17 protein-coding genes are annotated in these 21157 nt (G+C 52.1%); 12 read left to right on the forward strand and 5 right to left on the reverse strand.

The annotated features are described in order from the left end of the window. The first annotated feature begins 599 nt into the window (after positions 1-599). The 6 genes from FH041_RS04030 (at position 600) to FH041_RS04055 (ending at position 6450) form a co-directional block, all read left to right on the forward strand. A complete protein-coding gene (locus FH041_RS04030) occupies positions 600-1166 on the forward strand; it encodes an AAA family ATPase (RefSeq protein WP_257225386.1) in 567 nt (188 codons plus the stop codon). Between the two features lie 3 nt (positions 1167-1169). Beyond that, positions 1170-2849: an adenylosuccinate synthetase gene (locus tag FH041_RS04035; protein WP_140174205.1), complete on the forward strand. Its 1680-nt coding sequence runs from the start codon at positions 1170-1172 to the stop codon at positions 2847-2849. A 3-nt stretch (positions 2850-2852) separates the two neighbouring features. Further along, complete coding sequence (locus FH041_RS04040; protein WP_140174206.1) at positions 2853-3503, forward strand: hypothetical protein; 651 nt, start codon at positions 2853-2855, stop codon at positions 3501-3503. A gap of 41 nt (positions 3504-3544) precedes the next feature. Continuing rightward, entirely contained in the window at positions 3545-4000 is a 456-nt protein-coding gene (locus FH041_RS04045; RefSeq protein WP_140174207.1) for an NUDIX hydrolase, read from the forward strand. A 387-nt stretch (positions 4001-4387) separates the two neighbouring features. Beyond that, positions 4388-5824, forward strand: coding sequence for an AAA family ATPase (locus tag FH041_RS04050; RefSeq protein ID WP_168199521.1), 1437 nt, complete (start codon positions 4388-4390; stop codon positions 5822-5824). Beyond that, complete coding sequence (locus FH041_RS04055; protein ID WP_140174209.1) at positions 5821-6450, forward strand: hypothetical protein; 630 nt, start codon at positions 5821-5823, stop codon at positions 6448-6450. The genes FH041_RS04050 and FH041_RS04055 overlap by 4 nt, the downstream gene beginning before the upstream one ends. Positions 6451-6559: 109 nt before the next feature. Here FH041_RS04055 and FH041_RS04060 read toward each other — a convergent pair whose 3' ends face one another. Beyond that, on the reverse strand, positions 6560-7537 hold the full coding sequence (locus tag FH041_RS04060; protein WP_140174210.1) for a phospholipase D-like domain-containing protein: 978 nt from the start codon (positions 7535-7537) through the stop codon (positions 6560-6562). Between the two features lie 823 nt (positions 7538-8360). Then, positions 8361-9251, reverse strand: a complete 891-nt coding sequence (locus tag FH041_RS04065; protein ID WP_140174211.1) for a helix-turn-helix transcriptional regulator — start codon at positions 9249-9251, stop codon at positions 8361-8363. 422 nt (positions 9252-9673) lie between these two features. Between FH041_RS04065 and FH041_RS04070 the strand changes: the two genes are divergently transcribed. Together FH041_RS04070 and FH041_RS04075 are read left to right on the forward strand one after the other, a co-directional pair. Continuing rightward, positions 9674-10039 carry a histone-like nucleoid-structuring protein, MvaT/MvaU family gene (locus FH041_RS04070; RefSeq protein ID WP_140174212.1) on the forward strand — a complete coding sequence of 122 codons (366 nt, stop codon included), beginning with the start codon at positions 9674-9676 and terminating at the stop codon, positions 10037-10039. A 549-nt stretch (positions 10040-10588) separates the two neighbouring features. Beyond that, a complete protein-coding gene (locus FH041_RS04075; RefSeq protein ID WP_140174213.1) occupies positions 10589-12736 on the forward strand; it encodes an AAA family ATPase in 2148 nt (715 codons plus the stop codon). Positions 12737-12937: 201 nt separating this feature from the next. Here FH041_RS04075 and FH041_RS04080 read toward each other — a convergent pair whose 3' ends face one another. Then, positions 12938-13831, reverse strand: coding sequence for a viroplasmin family protein (locus tag FH041_RS04080; RefSeq protein ID WP_140174214.1), 894 nt, complete (start codon positions 13829-13831; stop codon positions 12938-12940). A gap of 23 nt (positions 13832-13854) precedes the next feature. Next, entirely contained in the window at positions 13855-14244 is a 390-nt protein-coding gene (locus tag FH041_RS04085) for a hypothetical protein (protein ID WP_168199522.1), read from the reverse strand. 1821 nt (positions 14245-16065) lie between these two features. Here FH041_RS04085 and FH041_RS04100 point away from each other — a divergent pair. Both FH041_RS04100 and FH041_RS04105 read left to right on the forward strand, forming a co-directional pair. Continuing rightward, positions 16066-17424 (forward strand): DUF4041 domain-containing protein, encoded by a 1359-nt coding sequence (locus tag FH041_RS04100; RefSeq protein WP_088523159.1) that lies wholly within the window; start codon positions 16066-16068, stop codon positions 17422-17424. 48 nt (positions 17425-17472) lie between these two features. Beyond that, complete coding sequence (locus tag FH041_RS04105; RefSeq protein WP_088523160.1) at positions 17473-18648, forward strand: restriction endonuclease; 1176 nt, start codon at positions 17473-17475, stop codon at positions 18646-18648. A gap of 153 nt (positions 18649-18801) precedes the next feature. Here FH041_RS04105 and FH041_RS04110 read toward each other — a convergent pair whose 3' ends face one another. After that, positions 18802-19725 (reverse strand): hypothetical protein, encoded by a 924-nt coding sequence (locus FH041_RS04110; RefSeq protein ID WP_239935995.1) that lies wholly within the window; start codon positions 19723-19725, stop codon positions 18802-18804. 713 nt (positions 19726-20438) lie between these two features. On the opposite strand from FH041_RS04110, the gene FH041_RS22895 reads away from it, so the two are divergent. Both FH041_RS22895 and FH041_RS23170 read left to right on the forward strand, forming a co-directional pair. Beyond that, the gene (locus FH041_RS22895) at positions 20439-20837 is read left to right on the forward strand and encodes a hypothetical protein (protein WP_239936011.1); all 399 of its coding nucleotides are present in this window, start codon (positions 20439-20441) and stop codon (positions 20835-20837) included. 118 nt (positions 20838-20955) lie between these two features. Beyond that, positions 20956-21084, forward strand: coding sequence for a hypothetical protein (locus tag FH041_RS23170; protein WP_345788826.1), 129 nt, complete (start codon positions 20956-20958; stop codon positions 21082-21084). Positions 21085-21157: the final 73 nt, after the last annotated feature.

Consider the following 21157-nt stretch of genomic DNA (forward strand, 5'->3'; position numbering starts at 1 on the left):
ACTGTTCATCGTGGGACGTGGGGCGGTCGCTTCAATATCACCACCAAGAAGAGCTTCGCCGCTCACACCCCCTGTAAACCTCTTTTTTGATGTGTAAACCGCATTGGTTAACACGTCAAAAATTTGGTTTACAAGCCGAGGTCGAGGGCGCCCGGATGTCCTCATTTCGGCTCGGAGGGTGACATGCCAGGGCGCCTGCCACTGCGCTGATGATGATTAATTCAGCCATCGTTGCCCCGGGTAATGGGGCGTTTCTATGGCATCTAGGGTTGCTGGAACTCCGCTCAGGGCTAACAACAGCCCTTGCTGATCGCGACTTGTGAAGAATCGGGCAGCGTGGTCGCATTTGATCGACGAGCGTTAGCAGTCTCCTGGCTGCCGCGCTTGCGGAGCGGTGCCCCTTACTCGGTGCGGTGCAGATTCTGACTCCCCGGACGCAAATCTGCGCCTTGTGGGTGCCTTGGCCTCAGGTAATGGCAAGGCCAGTGGCATTAACGAGACAATTTCGCAGGTTCAGCGCGAGAATGTCATGCCTTTTTGAAGCTTCTAGATTGAAGTGTGTTTCTGGGGAACCAAGCTACGCTTTACCGTGATATTGCATGTCCAAGACAGGGAACGTCATCACGGTGAAGCGACTACTTCTTTTTAGTGGGCCGATGGCCTGCGGCAAAACCTCAATCTCTGAAGTGCTGCAAGCACGCTATGGCTTTTTCCCCGTCAGCAGTGGCGCTTATCTGCGTGCGGAGCTTACTGCCCGATACCAGATGCTTGATCGCCATAACTTGCAAGAACTTGGCGATGCGTTAGACAAAGAGACTGATTTTTCCTGGCTCATAGAGTCTGTAGCCATACCTGCGATCACGGCTCGACCCGACGTCGAGAATTGGCTAGTTGATGCCGTCCGCAAGCCCCGACAGGTGGAGCTGTTCAGGAATCGTTTCACAGATGCAGTCAAGCACGTACACGTCGTCGCGTCAGAAGCCGTACTCAAGCAGAGATACGCTTCACGGAACCCGCATCATCTCCCTCAGTACGAGACAGACGTTTCACATCCCAACGAGCAGTGCGCGCGATCTTTGGCGAGCCTGGCCGACCAAATCCTAGATACCGAAGGGCTTACCCCATCCGATATCGCAGATCAGATCATTCAAGTCTGGGGGACGTAGCGCATGGAAACTCGGCAGATAGTAGTCATCAGTGGCAAGACCTGCAGCGGAAAAAGTGGCTTGGCTAATTTGCTGGTAAAGGAATATAGCTTCGACGTCGTTTGCGATCGTCGAGAGTCTAAAAATCCTGACTGGCATCTACAGCTTGATCAGCCGGCGGTGCTTGATCGGCGGCGTGAGCTGGAGGGGGCTGAACATGAGCATTGGATGCTTCAGGAAACCAAGTCGAGATGCGCCAAGGACGTTGAAGGCCCGCCGCTGGTGGTCGATCACCTGAACACTCTGGCGCAGGTGCTGGAGTTTCGAAAGACCTTCGGGGCAAACCTTATCCATGTCCATCTCTATGCAAGCGATCCGACGCTTCAGAGACGGTACGCAGAGCGTGTCCAGGGGCATACTGATCCAGCGGCTTACGACCAGGTTAACCAACTTAGAGACCAGGCCGAAATCGAGCTGCTCAAGGCGGATGCAGACGTCCGCATCTACACCGAGAGATCTGCCTCCAATGACACACTTGTGCGGGTCGCCGCTCGCTTGCATCTCTTCACACCACCCGAAATCAGGTGCGTGGATGTACTCATTGGGGGGCAGTATGGGAGCGAGGGCAAAGGCAACATCGTTTCTTACCTAGCCCGTGAATATGACGTAATGGTTCGCGTCGGTGGCCCCAATGCCGGACACACAGTCGCTAGCCCTCTTGGCCCTTATACCTACCATCATCTTCCCTCAGGGTCGCGGGACGTAAGTGCGAGGCTTCTGCTGGGCCCTGGGATGACGATTCGATTGCCGGGGCTCTTGAAGGAGATCAAGGAGTGCAATATCGGCCCTGACCGACTATTCATCGATCCCCAGGCCACTATCATCGAAGATGATGACCTTGAAACGGAGCGGGCTCATTTGGTCTCTACAATCGCGTCCACGGGCAGTGGGAGCGGTGCAGCAGCGGCAAGGCGCATTCTTAGCAGAGGCAAGAAGACGATCAGGCTCGCCAGGGATGTCGAGGAATTACGGCCATACGTAGGTACAGATGGAAACTACCATGGGTGTACGACAGATAGGCTGGAAGAGGCCTACCGTAGAGGTCACTCCATATTGCTGGAGGGCACACAAGGCAGTGGCTTAAGCATATTTCATGGGGACTACCCTCATGTGACCTCAAGGGACACCAACGTCGCAGGTTGCCTTGCCGAGGCTGGGATATCACCCAGCCGCATCCGAAAAATACTCATGGTTATCCGGCCAATGCCCATTCGTGTTGGAGATCCTGATGGAGACCAGGGGCACACCTCCGGAGAGCTTAAGCATGGTACGACCTTCGACGAGATTGCTGAATTTGCTGGTCTAGACGGCACGGCACTGAATGCAGCCGAGAAGACCTCCACCACTCGGCGGAACCGGCGCGTAGGCTGGTTCGAATGGGATCAATTCCGCAAGGCGTGTGCGCTCAACGCGCCCACCGACATCGTTCTTACGTTCGCGGATTACCTCAAATCCACCAACAGCCAGGCGCGCCGCTTTGAGCAGCTCGATCCAGAAACCATCAAGTTTGTGGAGGAGCTAGAGCGAGTTTCACAAGCGCCTGTGTCGCTCATCAATACCCGATTCTCGCGTGACACAGGGGCTAGTGATCTGCGCTCTCTAATCGACCGACGTAACTGGACTGCACGATCTGGTAGGAAGTAACGAATGAATCTGGAAAAGCTGATTGAGATGTACCCGCGCGTGTATCACATGGCGGAGCGCGGTGCTTGGGACAGCATTCGCACCCACGGGCTGATGAGCACCACTGCCGTGCTCGACCATCTCGAAGTTGAGGGGGATGACCGAGCTCGCTTCGAAAGCGAGCATCGCGATCAGAAGATGGATGTGAGGGCAGGGCACCCGTCCAATATCGTGCTGCGGGATCAAAAACCTATGCCCGAAGGGCGTTTGCTGCAGGCGCTTACGGATGGAACAACCCCGCAGCAGTGGTATGAGCTGATCAACGAGAAAGTCTTCTTCTGGGTCGAAGAGGAACGACTCCACCGTCTGCTTGGCGCACGTGATTATCGGAATCTTGAGCACGACGTGCTCACCCTCAACTCAGCGGCGCTGATCCCTGCGTATGCTGAAAAGATTTGGCTGTGCCACATGAACTCTGGCAACACTTGGCCTATTCCTCACCGTCGTGGTACCGATGTGTTCCGCAGAATCCCAGACTATCCTGTGAAACCTTCCGGCAGCCCAGCCAAGGCAGTTGTCGAGCTAGTGGTCGACTACGCCGTACCTAACATCGCCGAATACGTGGTGGAGGTTCGCCGTATGAAAGGCAGCGAGGTCTTAGGCGTTATTGGATAACCTGCTCGCCTGACATCAATCCACCTGCAGGGGCGGGAACTATGCTGCGCCATCGTTTAGCAGCTCGGGTCTTGTTAATCAGCCCGTCAAACCGCCTACTGCTCTTCAAGATCCAGTACCGCACCGGTGTCTTGGCAGGCATGCGCTACTGGGCGACACCTGGCGGGAAGTTAAGGGCTGGCGAGGCATTTGAGGAAGCGGCAGTGCGCGAGCTTCATGAGGAGACTGGCCTCAAGGTTCAGTCCGTCAGCCAGTGCATTGCTCGCAAGGAGTTTCCTTGGGTGATGCCGGATGGCGAGCGTGTGCTCGCGGTTGAACATTACTTCGTGGTGCATGCAAATGAGCAGCAGCTTGACGCCACGGGTTGGAGTGACCAAGAGCGTGAAGTGGTCAGTGAAGTGAGGTGGTGGTCAGAGGAGGAGTTGCTAGCGTGCCAGGAGGTTGTGTTTCCGCCGGATCTACCTACATTACTAACCCAGGCTCTAAAGTGGTCGTAAGCCGATCAGGAGCGCACAAGCTCCAAGGCTCTTTCTGGATAGGCTCAGTTAGAAATGGTTGTCGAATTGGATGTCCTGTTGTTCCTATTCGTTGCGAAATCGGGGTCATGAAACGGGCAAGCGATTAGCGACGACAACCACCCAGGTCTGGGCGGTGCCAGGGCAACGTCTATAGACCGCTGTAACAGCGTCTTTGAGTCGAGAACGGTTATCCGGGTGACTTCTCACCCCGCCCAATACCCTTATGACACTGAACCTTTATGACGTCGCGAATTTATGGCGCGGGGCAGCTATCTTGAGCAGCCCATTAGATTGCCCTGGATGGGAGTATGGCACTATGATGGCGCTCATTGAGTAGCCCACCATACCCAAATGGAATTTAGATGGATGCGTAAGACTGGTTTTTTGCTACGCGAGTACCAAGATCGCGATTTTCACATCCCGCTGCTTGACGACGTCAAGGATCAAGGTGAAACCAAGGTCTCCGTAGTTATTGGCCCGAATGGCTCGGGTAAAAGTCGTGTGCTAAGTCGGATTGTGGATGCCTTCACATACTTGGCAGAGCTCAGGCTTGGTAATGATCAAAAAAAAACCTGGAAAATGAGAAGCTTTTCAGGATTTAAAAAAATAGCCTATAGGCTCGATGGGGTCGAGTATCAAATCAAGTTAGGCGAGCACTTTTCATTCAAGTGTTATGCGAATGATATCGAATGCAACTTGAGAAGTATGCCGTTCCCCAAGCAAGCTGCGGTGGTTTCGCACTTGCCCGTAGATAGATTTCGATTTGTTAGAGATGACCCAAAGTCATTCTATAAGTATTTAGGTTTAAGGCAGTCGACAAACCTCACAACAACCGGTGCACTGGAAGCAAAAGTAATTCAGGGTGTACTAAAAATTTATGAAAGGCCGAAATTTAGGCGGAGTTTGGAAAGCTGGTTGTCACTGGCTGGGTATAGCGACCAGCTTTCGATTAAGATTTCGCCAATTAATGATAGAGTGCTTTCTAAAGATTTTCGCGAAGTGGAAAATGTCTTGCTGGAGATGCAGAGGCCGGGCTGGGTAACTAAGCAGGCCTCTGATGGCACGACAGTTGCTTTTAATTTTCTGCAGCGGTTAAAGGATTATCCTGTGGAGGGCGTCACTTATTTATGTGACCTTTCCAGTATGAGCGATCTTGAGCTGAGCTCTTGGCGCAAAGGGTATGAAGCAGCTAGGCGTTTAAGGGCATTCAGAAGCGCTTCGCTAATTTTTTCACGAAAAAATGATGTAGAAGAATATCCTTTCTCAGAGCTGAGCTCTGGAGAGCAACAACTGATCGGTACCCACTCTAGGCTTCTGTCTGAAATAGCTGAAGACTCCTTGGTGGTAATTGATGAGCCTGAAGTAAGTCTGCACCCCGAGTGGCAGATGCGCTACATTCCAACGCTAAAAAAATGCTTGGAATCCATATCGGGTGTCCATGTACTCATCGCCACACATTCGCATTTTATGATATCCGATCTTGATGATAAAAATTCTTCTTTGGTGATTGCGCAGAAAGACGAAAGCAGCCGTAGGTGCCGCTTTGAACTGTTTGAGGGGGATGTCTACGGACGATCGCCAGAAAATATCCTTTATCGAGCTTTTGGTGTCGCAACCGCTGGAAATATCTATGTCGAAGATGACCTGCGAAATGCCCTACAGATGATTTCTGGTACATTGCCGCTCGAGCAGTCAAAGTTGACTAATATTTACGAAAGGCTACAGCGGGTCAATGGCCCTGACAATATTGCAATGAACGTGATCCTCGAACGAATCTCATCATTTCTGGATGCAGAGGCATGATTAGGTTCGCAGCGCATGCTGTGATTCCAGCCAGTGTCATTGCAAAACTCGATAAATACGCAGTATCGATTCGACCCAAGCGTTGGTATGGCAGGTCGCAAGCCGTTTTACAATTTCGTGATGAGATTTTGAAGCAAGGCAAAACAATTCAAAAAAGCTTTTGTGCTTGGTGCATGTTACCCCTGGGGGAAGATGGGCGGCGAACCATTCACAGAGACCATATCGCGCCAAAATCCATTCATCCGGAATGGACATTTTTGGCCGTAAATTTGGTACTTTCCTGTGAGTATTGTAACGGTTTTTCTAATAAGGGTGATTTGCCGACTGTTAAAACTCTGAGTGCAAAGTATGAGGATTGTGAGTTTTATGTGGTGCATCCTTATTTGGATGAGGTTGAGGTGCATATAGGGTTTGATAAGGATGATGACGACCTACCAGTAGTTGCGGTGGGTAAGACAGAAAAAGGAATATGGACAATATTAAACCTAAGCCTAGACTCTCCTGGGTTGACGAGAGAGCGAGCAAAGGAAGTTCTATATGAATCTCGTGATCATGGCTTGCTTCCCCACAATGTAGAAGCTCTAGTCGTACAAGCCGTCCAAGGTCTCGGTAGTCGCGTGCTATAAAGGAAATGCAAGTTTTCCTCCGATTTTCTCAGGGCAGTCAATGTAACTGCCCTGGGTGAGGCGCTAAGATAGGAGGCTAAGCTTAGTGGCATTTGGTGCATATTGAAATTTAGTCGTAATAATTGGAGTTGAGTGTGCTTTCAATTATCTCGTCCACGCCATCAGACTCGCCATCATAAAATTCGTCAGGAATGATTTTGCGACTGTACATGTTGCGCCATAGTATCCTAATGCCATGTTCCGGCGGCTCTTGATACTTTAAATGCTCTGGTTCATTCATGATGCTGACTATGCCGACCGCATCAATCTGGAGTTCGTGCCTGTCCGAAAAATATTTTGAAACTCTTGTCATTCTGCTTCTCTCTCCATCGAAAGACTGCAACATGGCGTCTTTGGTGTGGGGAAAGTTATGGTCGTCTTCGTTCTCTGAAAACAGGGTGTCATTCAAGTAAATTTCTTCAGACTCAGAAATCAGCTTTGCATGTCCATATACTCTGCAAAGCTTCCATACGGTAACTGTCGACTCGTTATTGTATCCGCGCGATGCCCCTAGGATTCCCAAGTGATAGGCCGTGGACTTACAAGGATGCCGACTACCTTCCTCTTTGCTTCCGCATACGATGTTCTCGGCTATCGAGTAAAAATCGTAATGCCACTTTAAATCTTCGAACTCATGCTTGTATTCCTTGATGACATCAAAATGATTATAGAGAATCAGGATGTTTTCGAAGTGTGTTGCAGCGTTGCGCGACCAGTTAAAACTGCCGGTTAGTAATGTGGTGTCATCAATGATGCAGAATTTATTGTGCATTATAGAGTTTTTACGTCGGGTATTGACAGGGTAAAGCGTTATTCCTGGAATGCCCTGTAATCTAGAAGCGCCGCTGTTTTTGGGGTCGTTGTTGAAGATGATTTCTACAGTGGCGCCTTTTTCGGCCAGCCTCTTAAAAATCGGCGCGTACCGATCCCAGGAAATCCAGGCAACACACACCTTCAGGGATTCCCTGCATTTTTGCAGGCATTGAGTGAGGTAGTAATCGATGTTGTCGAAATGTACTTCTTCTTTTTTGGAGGGTGGCCTGAGCATCTATCCCTAATCCTTGCTGTTAAGTTGGTGTATACTAAAATTTCGTTAGACTTTCTGCTAATTGATCTGATGGCATCGATTTGGTCGGTAATGAGCCAGATATTAGAAGTCTAATTAGGCTGCCAATGGTACATCCTCCTTGGTCGGGATGCCATGTATCGCTTGGCTAACGTGGATTTATAGCGCTTGAGCAACCTTGCAGATCCATCTTGGGTAGATTGGTACATTGCTATTAACGAAAATACTCTTGTTCATTTTGATATTGCTTCACTAAGCAGTGGGGGAATAGCCCGTGGGTTCTGTGCTGGTTATATTGCTGAAAAAAGAATGCCCGCCGAGGCGGGCAACGACTAGCACGTCGGCACAGGTAAGCGCTGTCCTAGCCTCTGTGAAACCTGACTGGCCATTCTCCAGTTCTAGACGTCATGGCCAACCTTTCCCGGATCCCACGTGCCTCAGGTACTGGCTTAGTGCTCAACGGCGGTGGACGCCACCTTCTCGACTACGTAACGTCTGAAATACTCTTGAGCGGTTGTGAACCACTCCCCGTACCAATCTTCATAGTTCTCAGCTACCGAATGCCTGTGACGATAGTCAAGGAAGTCGTCAAACCAATGCATATATGCATTATTGGTCTTTTTGAGGAAAGGTGCTGGATGAGTGTCACCTGAGAGGATATCGGCAAAGCTCTCGGGGCTGATCACCCGGCCCCATGGATGCGTCGTTTGTAGTCGTCATCAAGCTGCTTGAGCATGTCGTAGATCTCTGGGATGTTGAAATGACCATCAGCCCATCCAGAAAAGTTGAGATCGAATGCGATGCATTAGATTTTCCAATTTTTGGCGTGCAGATGCGCGAGCATCACCAACTGCTGGGTCTTGCTATTGACGAGCATGTGCACCGATTTGGGGTTCGCATCATTCAGCTGCTTTAGCTCTGCCCAGTGGTAGGTTGAGATGCTCTCGATCGGGAACATGCTTCCCTTGGCATGTATCAGCCATTCTGCGGAAACCCCTGTTGCTTCGCAAACCTTGGTGATCTCTGACTGGCTCATGTCGAGCGTCTCGGATTCCAGCTGGCCCAGTCGCTTTTCACTGTCGTAGTCGATCAGATCAATGAACTCGCTTGGGGACAGCCCTAGGCGAGCTCTCACGGTACCGACTCGCTTCCCGCAGTCGTAGAGCCGCTCCTTGGGTGGGGCGGATGAGGGCACTGGCAGCGGAGGCGATTCAAGGGCTAGCTTTTTTCTCATTTCGGACAGTTCCCGAGCGCACAGGGCATCAGTGAGTTCCGGGCTTTGGTTCGCGAGCTGAGCCAGACCATCCAGAGCGTACACGGTTGTTGACCATCCGTATTTTTCGCATGCTCCGCGATAGATCTCTTCGTCAGTACTGCCGGGCATTGATAGACAGATGACCACATGGTCTATCCGATCTCGGATCGCGCAGTCCTCTCGTCTGAGCTTTTCAATGTCGCTCAACACCTTGGCTTGGAGCCCAGAGATCTGGCCAGAGCACAGCACAGCGATGTAACGACCATTGGACTGCTTGTAGGCATGCAGGTCGGCAGGCCCCTGGGTGACTCGGCCCAGGTGATTCAGTGTATCGGTCAAGAGCTCGTAATCGCTGGAGACCGTCGGCAGCAGTTGTCTCACGAATTTTTCGAGCTCTGCACCGTGTAGCAGCCCGATCTTTGATTTCAGTAGCTCGATCAAATTATGTCCTAGCAAACGATAAAGGTATGTCTCAGTCGAGAAGGGTCGCTATTGAACCTTCCGACCTTGGTTTCCAGTGGGAAAGGAGTTGGAAGTTACGTCGCAAAATTTTCGCGCCAAGTAGCGATGATGTGGCAGAAATCTACCTTGTGGAAGAGGCTCGCCATAGGTTGGCGTGACACTTGATGGTGTTCAGGCATAGCCCGGTGCTGCGACACCTCGTGAGATCTACCGAAAGGCCTTCGTCGGTGTTGGCCGCGCGGGTGATCAAGATAGGGTATGCACAACCAGAGTTCAGTGGGGCACACGAGCGCTGTTTGTACGGATCAGTGCTGATGACGCGATTAATCTTGATTGAATTCGGGGGCATTGTGTTTAATGCTTTAAATTAAACTTACTTATCACGTATTGAGGAGGTATCAATGTCGCGTCTTCTAGAGTTTCGTGCCCTTGAACAGAAGCTGGCCGCGCAGCTTGCAGAGCTGGAGGCTCTGAAGGGCAGCTCGGAGCTGCAGAAGGAAATCGAATTTGAGACCAAACTCCGCGCTCTACTGGGCGAGTATGGATACAGCCTCCGGGACGTCATCAACCTCCTGGATCCTCAGTCAGATCGCCGCGCAGCTGTTCCTGCGGCTACTGAAAAAGCGCCGCGCCGAGCGCGCCAGGTCAAGCGCTACAAGCATCCAGAAAGTGGCGAGATCATTGAGACCAAAGGTGGCAACCACAAGCAGTTGAAAGAGTGGAAGGCTCAGTATGGAAGCGATGTAGTTGAGTCCTGGCTCTCCTGAGTCTCGGAAATTCGCTTCATGAGAAAAACGGCCATTGAGGCCGTTTTTTGCTTTTGTTTTCCTGCCACGAAAGCCGGAATCACGTTAACGAGAACTTTTATCGGCTAAAGTTTTTCTGGAATTGGCTGGGTGACGGTCACCCACGATCTAGATCTGATCAAGCCCAGCGGCAACCGATGACATATCGTCCTCGCCCAAACTGATAGTGGCGGAGCCGATGTTCTCTTCGAGGCGGTGGAGTCTGGTCGTATTTGGGATGGAAACGATCCAGGGTTTTGTGCCATGAGCCAAGCCAAGCCAATGCGATCTGCGCTCGCATCACTCCTGTGGAACAGCGATTTGAAGGGAAATCTGTTGAGAACCATGCGCCTGGCTGGCACAAGCCGAGACGTCGGCAAATTGTGGGTTGAACAGGGCACGGTTGGCGTGTCGTCGTGGCGAAGGTTGGCCCGGGGAAACGCCTAAACAGGCCTCGAAAGCAGTCTTTCCTCTTGGGCTCGACGGTAATAGGATACCGAGTAGTGGCCTTCAGCAGCTAAGGACAGCATCGTGATCAAGACTTTGATATTGCGCGGCGTTTCGAGCTACTCCCCCGAGCAAAACTCCCAGATCGGCCCCCTCACCAAAGTGAACATGTTCTATGGGCACAACGGGACGGGTAAGACCACGATCGGCAACTATCTTCAAGATCCTTCTGACCTGCTCTACCACCAGTGCAAGACCCAGCCTGTCTCGGCAGAACGTGAAGTGATGGTCTACAACCACACCTTCATGGAGACCAATTTTCACGCAAGCTCACAGCCCGGCATCTTCACGCTCAATGAAGGAAATATTGAGGCCGAGAAAAAGCTGCTCGCGGCTGAAGAAGCACTCAAAAAGCTACTGATTGAACATCAGGCCGAGGTGGCAGCGGGCAATGGGTTCGGGGAATCCCAGAAATCCAATAAAGCGGGTTTGCTCGATCAACTATGGGCCCTCAAACGACCTTTCGATACCGGGCCTCTGCGGTACTGCTTCGCCTCTCTCAACACTAAGGAACGGCTTGGGGAAAAGCTACGCACCCTGTCTCTTGCGCCGTCGCCGGATGATTTCGCAGCGTTGGCGGCGGAGGCGGAACAGCTGCAATCAGCCAGTGATGCTGAGTTGCCGGCGATACCAACTATCAGGTTCGCCGAAGCGGACGTTGAAGTCAGCTCATTGCTGTCGGAGGCCATTGCCGGCTCCGGCGACTCCTATCTTTCGGCATTGATCACCAACCTTGGAAACTCCGATTGGGTTAAGCAAGGGTTGCAGTACCCCCAGCGAGAGGAGTGCCCGTTTTGTCAGCAAACCCTGCCATCTGGATTTTACGAAGAAATCCAGAAGGTGTTCGACAAAACGTATGAACAGCGCATTACCCAATTGAAAGCCCTGAAAACGCGGTACGAAGGCGGCGTCACTCGCTTGAGAACCCAGCTCAAGCGTCCCGAATACCACGCGTCTGAGTATCAGCTGCTGATTACGAAACTCGATACTCTGCTTTCTCTAAATACGCAAAAGCTGGATGCCAAAGTGGCCAGTCCTTCAATGGTTGTGGCACTGGATCCTACCGGGTTGATCATTGATGATCTCTCCGACTTGATTGCGGAAGATCAAAGGAAAATAGATGCTTTCAATCTTAAGGTAAAAGACAAGAAAAACCATTTGGAAAAAATCAAGTCACGCTTCTGGATCTGCTTCAGAGCCAGTTGCGATGCTGCCATCGCATCGGCCAGGAAGGTGCACGAGGAGCTTGGGGTCAAGAAGGACGCGAAACGTAAGCTGGCGGATGAGATCCGTCTCAAATCACAAGCTCACCAAGACATCATCGCCGAGAGTAAAGCCAAGATCACGAATATTGATCAATCCATTGACAGCATTAACTCCTCGCTTACCGCATTGGGCCTGAACGGCTTTGTGGTAGTCAGGGAGGAGGGGGAGTTGCCGCGCTACCGTCTTCAGCGGCCTGATCAGCAGGCTGGGGTATTCAAGACGCTCAGCGAGGGAGAGAAGACTCTGATCTCATTCCTGTACTTCCTTGAAGTCTGTAATGGCGAGCTAGACGAAAAAGGTGGCAAGCTTAAAAGTGAGCGGATCATTGTCATTGATGATCCAATCTCAAGCCTCTCTCATAACTATATTTACGACATCGCTACGATGATCCATCGGCGAGTGCTGAGTCCAAAGGAACGCTTCAAACAAGTATTTATCCTGACGCACAATTTATTCTTCTTTCATGAAATGCTTAAACACCTCAAGAAGTCCGATGAATACTCGTTGTTCCGTATCACCAAAGCAGCGCACAGCATGATTACACCGATGAAGGCCAGTGATGTACAGAATGACTATCAGTCATTCTGGCAGGCTATCAAGGATGCTCAGGCGGGCCGCACTTCTTCTAGCGTAATTCCGAATATGATGCGAAACATCTTGGAGTATTACTTTACCTTCGTTCATCGGCAGGATGAACTCCAGGCAGCGCTACTGGCGCTATCTGATGAGGATACTGAATTCAAAGCCCTCTATCGATATATCAATCGAGAGTCTCATTCCGACGCAGTGAACTTGACGGATTTTGGTGAGATTGTGCCATCGCATTACGTGGATCGATTCAGGCAGGTTTTTGTTAGGACTGGCTTTGAAGAGCACTATGAGAAGATGATGGGAGAGTATGCTTGAGTCGGCTGATTAGTGTGAATTACGTTCTTAATAGTGAAGACGGCAGTCTTGGTAGTAGTGAGCAGGTTGATTTCGTAGCTTTCTATGTTGAAAATAACCACGGAAGGTGGGAGTAAGGGTTGTGTATAGTTTTCTAGTAACGTCTCGTGAGGGAGCATGGGGAAGCGGCTAGAGGTGCACTCCTACTGCTTAGCAGGGAAGTTAGGGGAGGCGGTCAATCGCGGCGCCATAGTCAAAGTTCACGGTTGACCCGGACACGAGGACTGCTTCGAGCTGATGCTTGGATGCGTCCTTGATGATGCGAAATTCACTCACTTCCCCTGCCTGGCGGGTGAGTTTCCAGATCAACTTGAGCTTCTCGGTGGCTATGCGCAGCTGTATAGCACCTTGGGAAGATTTCGCAAGAAAGGCATTGAGCTTGCTCTTCAGCTCAAACCTGGAGTCGTATTGGTAAGGGCCGAGGGTAAAGGGGCCGTCCCCGATGATTCGATCAAACTGGATTTTGGGCTTCATGTGTAATGCCTGGATTTCGCGGTGCTCCCTCCAGCGGTTCCAAACCGTGATACCCCTGGAGGTACAGTGCTCGATCCAGCGTGACTCTGCCTCCAACGAGTCCTCTTCAGAATCGCAGGTTTCCACAACTTTAAATATTGGGGTCATTCCCGCATCGAGTATCTGGGCGATCTTGGCTGCTGCACGCTTGCAGTCGTGGTTGGCTTTCCCGAGATGGCCTTGCTGCCGACTTCCGAAGTCGCCCGTCTGGCCCACGTAAAAAGGCTCCTCTGTCACGGGATCAATGATTAGATAAGCAACATATTTCTTGGCACCAACGCCTTCAAGTGCCGTCTGCTTACGGACGGAGGTCGTCTGCGGCTTGGACGTTTGCGTGCTGAAGTGAAGAACTGGTGAGTGATTCGAGCTAGGCGTGAGGGTGTTCTGGCGGTACCACTCCTCAGCGAGCGCAAGCGTTGCGAACGACTGGTGCTTCGCCTCTGGAAACCGGTCAATAGACGGGCGAGCCCCATCTTCCCAGCTGTTGAAAATCCCGAGTTTCCGACCGCGAACGACAGCGTAGAATTTGGGTTTCTTTGCCATCCTGTGCAACCTTCCTGACTTACCTAATTCGCTTGTTGAAGCGAGCAATCGTGAGCAAGCAATAGCTCGCCAGGTTCGCCAATGGTGCACTCTACCTTGATGGCATCGCCCTCTGAAAGCGAGGACAACATCGCGGCTTTCGAAGGGTTGAAGAATCCTTGCAAGTGGATCGGCGGCTCTGGCTTGGTGGTCAAGCGTAAATACGCCTGGTCGCGGTTAATGTAGATGGCTTCCACTGTGCCGCGCGTAGCCACTCGGTTGCCGGCGTAGAGCTCGGCGGCCCGTGACTGGTTACTGTCATAGGCAGACAGGAGCCAGTAGATCGGGACATAGCGAGCTGTCGTCTCGGATGCGTGCAATTCATCGTACAGGATCGCCGCAAAACAGGTCAGACCGAGCGCGACGACAACCATTCGGTAGCGTGAGCTCCAACTCTTAGCGTTCCTGGACTGACGGGCCATCGCTTATCTCGCGGGGGTGAGGCTTTGAAGGGTAGCATCATTCGTTGAACGAGAGATCAGCGTGGGGGCATTGCTAGTTACGAGTGAGGGGCGACCTCGGACAGCCCTCAGGTGCTTTGGTTACGGTCAACGCAAAAGACCTCGGCGGTGCACCGGTGCGGCCATCGGTATGACCTATCCGCCGCTGTTCGCGAGCTCCTATGCAGCAGGTCGACGGGGAGGGCGCGTTAGTCTCGGGGCAGATCCCTCTCATAAGCTGTAACCACTTAAGGTGCAACTAGTTGCATCTTTTGGGTGGAAAATGAAAAAAGCTTGAGAGGCCCGTTTTCATTGGGTTAGACTTGAAATCAAGGTGAGCAGTGACGGATTCCTACCACCGGTATACGGGGGGACTCCTTAGAGAAGGGTTCGAATCTCTACGCTTCCGCCATACAAGTGCTTGATTTCATTGATGTTCGCCACCGCTTGACCCTCAAATGGGAGCGTTTTGGGAACACTTTGGGAAAGACTGGCAGAAGAACGGGGCCCTTGCGGCCCCTTTTTTTTGCGTTCAGGTCAACCTGAGCGCCTGATTTAACGATCCCACAACTTCCGGGCCGTCCTAGCTGATCCATTTTGCGGAGTACCTGAAGATCATGGCTGTGTGGGTGTGTCCCATCTGGTCCGCAACCCACTCGGGGATAGCAACCCCGCTGCTCAGGATCTGGCTGGCGAACGTGTGTCGACAGGTATTTGGGCCCAGCTAACGTATCCCGGCTTTGTCCAGGTGCCTGATCTACCAGCCGTGACGCAATACGCCAAGCCTAGGAAGCCAGCGGTATGCGCGATTCATGCGCAGGCTGTTCCAAGCCCGGCATATCTCCATCGCGTTCCAATCTCTAAATTTCTGAGCGGAGATCGTCGATGAGTTCCGCTGCAGATCTACCAAGCTCCTGGCTCAAGGTAAGAGTCAGCAATCTTGATAAGCTCAGTTCAAGCCGGTGGCTCACCTGCTCGAGCTTGTCCAGTGTTGGGCTTGATCGGGCGCCTTCCATTTTGGAAAGGAAAGTCCGACTGATATCCCTCAAGTCGCATCGCGAGATTTTTCGTCTGGTGCGGAGCGTCCGAAGGACGATGGCGAATGATGACTTCAGTGACATGTGCAATTCCTCCATATGTACTCGTCCTCAGTTACACCACGTGAGGTCACGGCCTCCCTCAGTCTGAATGATCCTCTGTTTAGGGCAGGGAGGAGATGTGATGCGCATTCCCCTCCATAGATACACTGTCGATGCATACAATGTGTCTCGCTAAGGCCAGAAGGAGAACATTCGTACTCCATACGGTGACAAGCGCTATGAACAATTCACGCGAGACCCAAGACAACTGCTTTGCGTTTTTTTCGCGAGAGGAGCTGCTCTAGCACCAGTGCCTTCCACTTGAGAGTGATCTGCTTGTGATGGGCGAGGAGTTAAGCGCCCTCGCGAAAAAATTGACATCTTGGTTCTAATAGAGCTGGGTATCAGAAATAATCTACGGCAAGCCGAGGTGGACTTGAGTGAAGCGAGGCAGCAGCTTGATATGAGCACCACTGGTCACTCGTAAATTTCTTCATCCTAACTGTCTTCATGATGGCTTTATGATTTCACTCCGGTTACGCTCATTTGCAGCAGGGAAGAGGTGCATTGAGCTATTGCCGTATGGGCTTCGGACGGCAAGTCATTGCAGGGCATTCCGATACCTGCCTCGTGCTTCTCCGGTCTATGCATTCGACTCAAAACGAGGAAGGAACCCATGTCGTTTAGCGACTATCTCAAAGGCCCAGCTCACCGACAGCGTGCGGAAGCTCTCGAGGCACAGCTCACTGAGATACAAGTACAGCATTCGCAGCTGCAAGAGCTCGTTACGAAAATCGGCGCCATGGACGTAGTGAATATCCAGAAGCTGATTGAGAAAGAGCAGACCAGGCTGGCGGATGTACGCGAGAAAACCCAGTGTTCGGAAAGGGAGTTGGCTGCGCTAGCACAGCGCTCGGCTGACCTGCAAGGGCAAATACTCATCTGGGAAGAGACATTGCTTCTGGAAAGCTTCGCGCTCTATGAGCCTAAATTCAAGCTGACTTCCAGCCAGGAGTACAAGGCGCGACTGGATCACGTTCGTGATCGTCAGAAAGTCCTGATCAAGAATGGGCAGGCCGCCACCGGCAACATGCACTGGACGGTAAACAACAGTCAGGCCCAAGGTCGCAAGCTCGTCAACGACATGATCAAGCTGGTGATTCGCTCGTTCAACAACGAAGCGGATGCCTGCGTGGCCAATGTGAAATTCGACAACGTTGAGCTCGGCGAAAAGCGAATCCTCAAATCGTTTGAGGCTTGCAACCGGCTAGGCAAGATCATGAGCGTAGGGATTTCTGGAGTCTACCTCGACCTTAAGCTCGATGAGCTGCACCTTGCCCATGAGTTCCAGATCAAGAAGCAAGAAGAGAAGGAAGAGGCCAAACGCGCACGAGAAGAGCTTCGAGAGCAGCAGAAGCTGGAGCAAGAAATTCGCACGGCCCGGGAGAAAATTGCCAAGGAACGCAAACATTTCACCACCGCTATGCGCGACCTTGAGGCCCGCCTTGCGCTAGTGCAATCTGGAGAAGAGCGTTCAGCAATGCTGATGAAGTTGGCCGAGTTCGAGGCAGGCCGTGCCGAGCTCGAGAGTGAAGAAAAGCTCATTGATTATCGCGAGCAGAATGCCAAGGCCGGGTATGTGTATGTGATCTCTAACCTGGGTGCGTTCGGTGAAGGGATTTACAAGATCGGTATGACTCGCCGCCTTGAACCTATGGAACGAGTTGATGAGCTCGGCGACGCTTCGGTACCGTTCTGGTTCGACGTGCATGCGATGGTGTTCTCGAACAATGCTCCTGCATTGGAAGCGAAACTCCACGAGCATTTTGCATCGGGCCGGCTCAACAAAGTCAACGGGCGGAAAGAGTTCTTCCGCGCTGAGATTGCTGAGATCGAGAAGGTCATTCGAGAAAATTATGATGCTGTCGTCGAGGTCACTCATGAGGCCCTGGCAGAGCAGTATCGTGAAAGTCTTCGTATGGCATTGCCCAAGCCGGCGATACAGCAATCAGAGCGTTTGGCTGCGCAAAGCTAATTCGTGACGAAATGCATGTGAAGCGTAACGACACAGGGACGATATACCGTGATCTATCAATGCAACCACTGCCATCGCTCAACCTTTGAGACCTATTGCTCCCCATGCGGGTCTGCTGAAGGTGCGTCACTACCTCAGCAAGCTCCGCAAGGTTTGACGCCACTTGACCCATCGTTCTACCCCGATTTCCAGTATCAGTCGAAGGGCTTCCTAAAAGACATCTGGGGCAAGAAAAAGGAACAGGCCCAGCTCAACGACCTTCTGAACAGCGTTCTCAGAAAGTACTCCGAGCTGAGGCAGCCGTATTTCACCAACTTCATTCACACCACCCGTGATCCTGTGGGGGGAACAGTGGATGAGGCTGCAGTGCCAGGCGCACGTATAAATGGCGTCTACTCAGAACGCGAGCTTTTCAGGGAGGTATTGATTCGCAGAGGCTTTGACGAGCTTGAGCAATTGCCCGCTCTGCTGGACAAGTTGCTGCTCACGACCGCTTTCAACTCTGTATACGCCGGCTTCTCGCGCGAGGTTACCCGCCACATCCGATCCGACCTGGCCAGTTCGTTGAGGTCGTGGATCGAGGAAGCCGGTACGACATTCCGGGCTGACCTAGCGCTGTTTTACTACTACCTCTGGGAAAGCGACGCCTCCTTCCCAGGGCTGCAGTTCAACCCTCAGGCTGCCACCATGACCGGCGTTCCATTGCTTCCCCTTCAGACATTCCAGTCTGGGTTGGGCCTTTGCGAAGAAATCTACTTCGACATCCTAGTTGAGCGCTTGGGAAGCCAGCTCGAGCACTTCAACCCCAACCGCTTCATCACGATGTACTTGGTCGACGCGATGGATGGATTTCAGTTTGAGGCGTTCTTGGTCGAGATTTTCCAAACCATCGGATACGACGTACGAGAGACACAGAAGACTGCTGATCAAGGCGCGGATCTGTTCGTGAGCCGCTTTGGTAAGACGATGGTGATCCAAGCCAAGAACTATAGCGGTTCGGTCGGCAATGCTGCTGTGCAGCAGGCGATCTCAGCCAAAGCCTTCTATGGCTGCGATGAAGCAATGGTTGTCACAAACTCCTATTTCACTAAGTCAGCCAAGGAGCTTGCAGCTACGGCGGCGGTGCGACTGGTTGACCGCGCAGGGCTTCAGGCTTACCTCGACGACTACAACCTGAAGCTCATTGAGGTGTTCCAGGCTGAAGCCGAGATGGAAGAGACTTAGCTAGGTGGTAATCGCCACCTGCTTTGGCTGTGATGACCTGACTTAAACGAATAGGCCGTGCAACCCAGCACCACCGAAATCGACCTTTCAGGCGGCGATGTCAAGCCTTTCCGCGACCGCAGCGGCATAGTAGACGATTGAGCTATTGTTCGCTTAACGATTGTCAAACGGCATTATCTGCGGCTGCATATGGGACTCGTGAATGTCGCCGCCTCTTCCGAAGCGATTGTATTGAACGAGCTTTCTCCGGCGCATGTCCTGTAGCTGTTTTACGTTCTTTGGCCGCTCGCGAGTGCTATACAGTGCAGGGAATATGGCTGGGTCGTTCGGGATTGCATTAAATACGTCGATGCCGTACTCGACAAATACACGCTTGCCGTAGTCTGAAAGAGCTAGCCTCTTGGCTCGCCTAATGACTGGGGCGGCTGCACGGTACCCATCATGAACGAGGATTTCCCGGATGAAGCAGTTCGCGGCTCTGATTGCGATCTTCGTTCGGATAGCTTCACGTTGGGGATTTGACTGCCATAGGGCGAAAAGATTGGCTAGGCGCGATTGAATGCACGTAACAGGGTCAATGACCGCGATAGCTACACCTTCCAGGTCGATGAGGGACAAGTTCTTGAGCAAGACCTTCTCTTCGACGCCTGCAATTTCTCCCAAAATATCCACAACAAGCCGTTTGTCCTTTTGCCATTCGTAAAGACCGATAGCTAAATTGGGCGTGTTGTCTTCGATTGATGCCTTACGGAAATCGATTTTGAGGGCTTGTCGGCAATGTTCGATAGACGAGCTGTTGCCAATGAAGTCTAAATCGTCGCTGGTCACAAATGCGACTTCTTCGCCGGTCAGTTCGTCGATGAGATATTGCCTTGCCCACAAGGCTAGTGACTGGCCGCCGACAATCACGAGGTGATGTTGCTTCACAACCTCTTCCACTGAAGGTTGATAGGCACGTTGAATCAGATTGCGAAGTGTGACAAAAACTTCGGATCGTTCCAAAAGCTGGAAAGGGGATGGTGTGACGTTGACAACCAGACCGGGTGCAGCCTCAGGCAGGTGCTCGGGCTGCGACACCCTTTAGGCTGCCGAAAAGCGTCGAGGGCGCGCAATCGCTGCTGCATTCCCTCTCAGAGCCGATTTTACTAGGCTGGCAGCCATCTCCAGAGCATTACGATCAGCGCTGTACACTGCTTGCACCTGTTGCTCTCGTGCCATGTCCTTAAAGGCCATGATATTCGAAAAGCTGAGGCTCTGGGCTTGCACGTTGACCAAGTTCATCGCTATAGCGCCTGTCTAGACTGAAAAGGTATCCACGTAAAGGCTAACATACGCATTGTCTCGTAGCATCCTACGTTGCTCAGGATGCCGACGAATCGCAGCAAACGCATGTGTATGGATCGAAGCATAAGCGTTGAGTGCCGAGCTCGCAAGGACGATCAGGCGAGGAGGCCCCTAAAATGCTCTGCTTTCGCTCAGCCAGTAGGCGGTAGGCCCGGGGTAAGCCCCGGGCCTACCGCCTACTGGCTGAGCTTATCATCACGAATCGGCAGCCTTATGCGCATTTGGCCATGCGTCAAGAGAAAGGTCAATAGCTGGCACATGGTATGGTGCGAGGACGCAATTCTTAGTGACGGTCTCCCCGACGCAAAGAGCTCGTATGCGGTGATGGCAGTGGGCTATCATTTCAACCTTTGTACCAGGCTAACCGTAAGTTTACCTTCCAGCTCAGACCCAAGGTCGATCGGCAGATGAATGCCTGGTAGCCGTCAGCCTGCTTGGGGACATGGATGTTCATTCGCGTGCGCGCCTTCAATAACCGGGCATTAGATGCCTCTAACGCCTGGACTAATAAGATTCGCAGCAAGCTAGCCGCTTTGAAGCGGTACCCACGTGCGGCCGTCAGCGCCTATCAAGCCGCACGTGCATTCTTGGCCGCGCCCTTTCATGAGAATCTGTTCCAGCCGCTAACCCCAGTACTCATCGAGCCTGGGAAGATCCAGCGGTATGAGCGTGAGTTATTGAATGGGCTGAGGAACAATCAAGTCAGGAACATCGCGATCACGGGGGAGTACGGGGCAGGGAAGAGCGGCGCGCTTCGAACCTTCTTCCATCGCCATCCTGAATTCGTCCACGCATTTGTTTCGCTAGCCACATTCGGCAAGGACACTGATCTCTGGGGCGTATGAGCTTGTTACCGATACCGACGCGGCCTCGGAATCTCCGCGTTCAACCGAAACCTCTGCAAAAGCAGGGCAGAATTCTAAATCCGAAGAAAACAAGGCTGAATCTGATCTCGTTGCCCGGATCGAGGAGACGATTGTCCAGCAGCTCCTGTACGTCGTTCCTGCAAAGACACTCCCCAAGGCTCGCCTTAAGAGGATCGGCCAGACATCTGACCTGAAAATCTGGTGGAAAACCCTCTGCATCGGGTGATCCTAGGCTCCTGCTCATTCCTTAAATTTCCCTACCACTGCTCCTAGGCATTGGTAGGGCTGAGAAGGCGTGC

This window comes from Pseudomonas sp. SWI7 (assembly GCF_006351945.1).
Taxonomy (GTDB): domain Bacteria; phylum Pseudomonadota; class Gammaproteobacteria; order Pseudomonadales; family Pseudomonadaceae; genus Aquipseudomonas; species Aquipseudomonas fulva.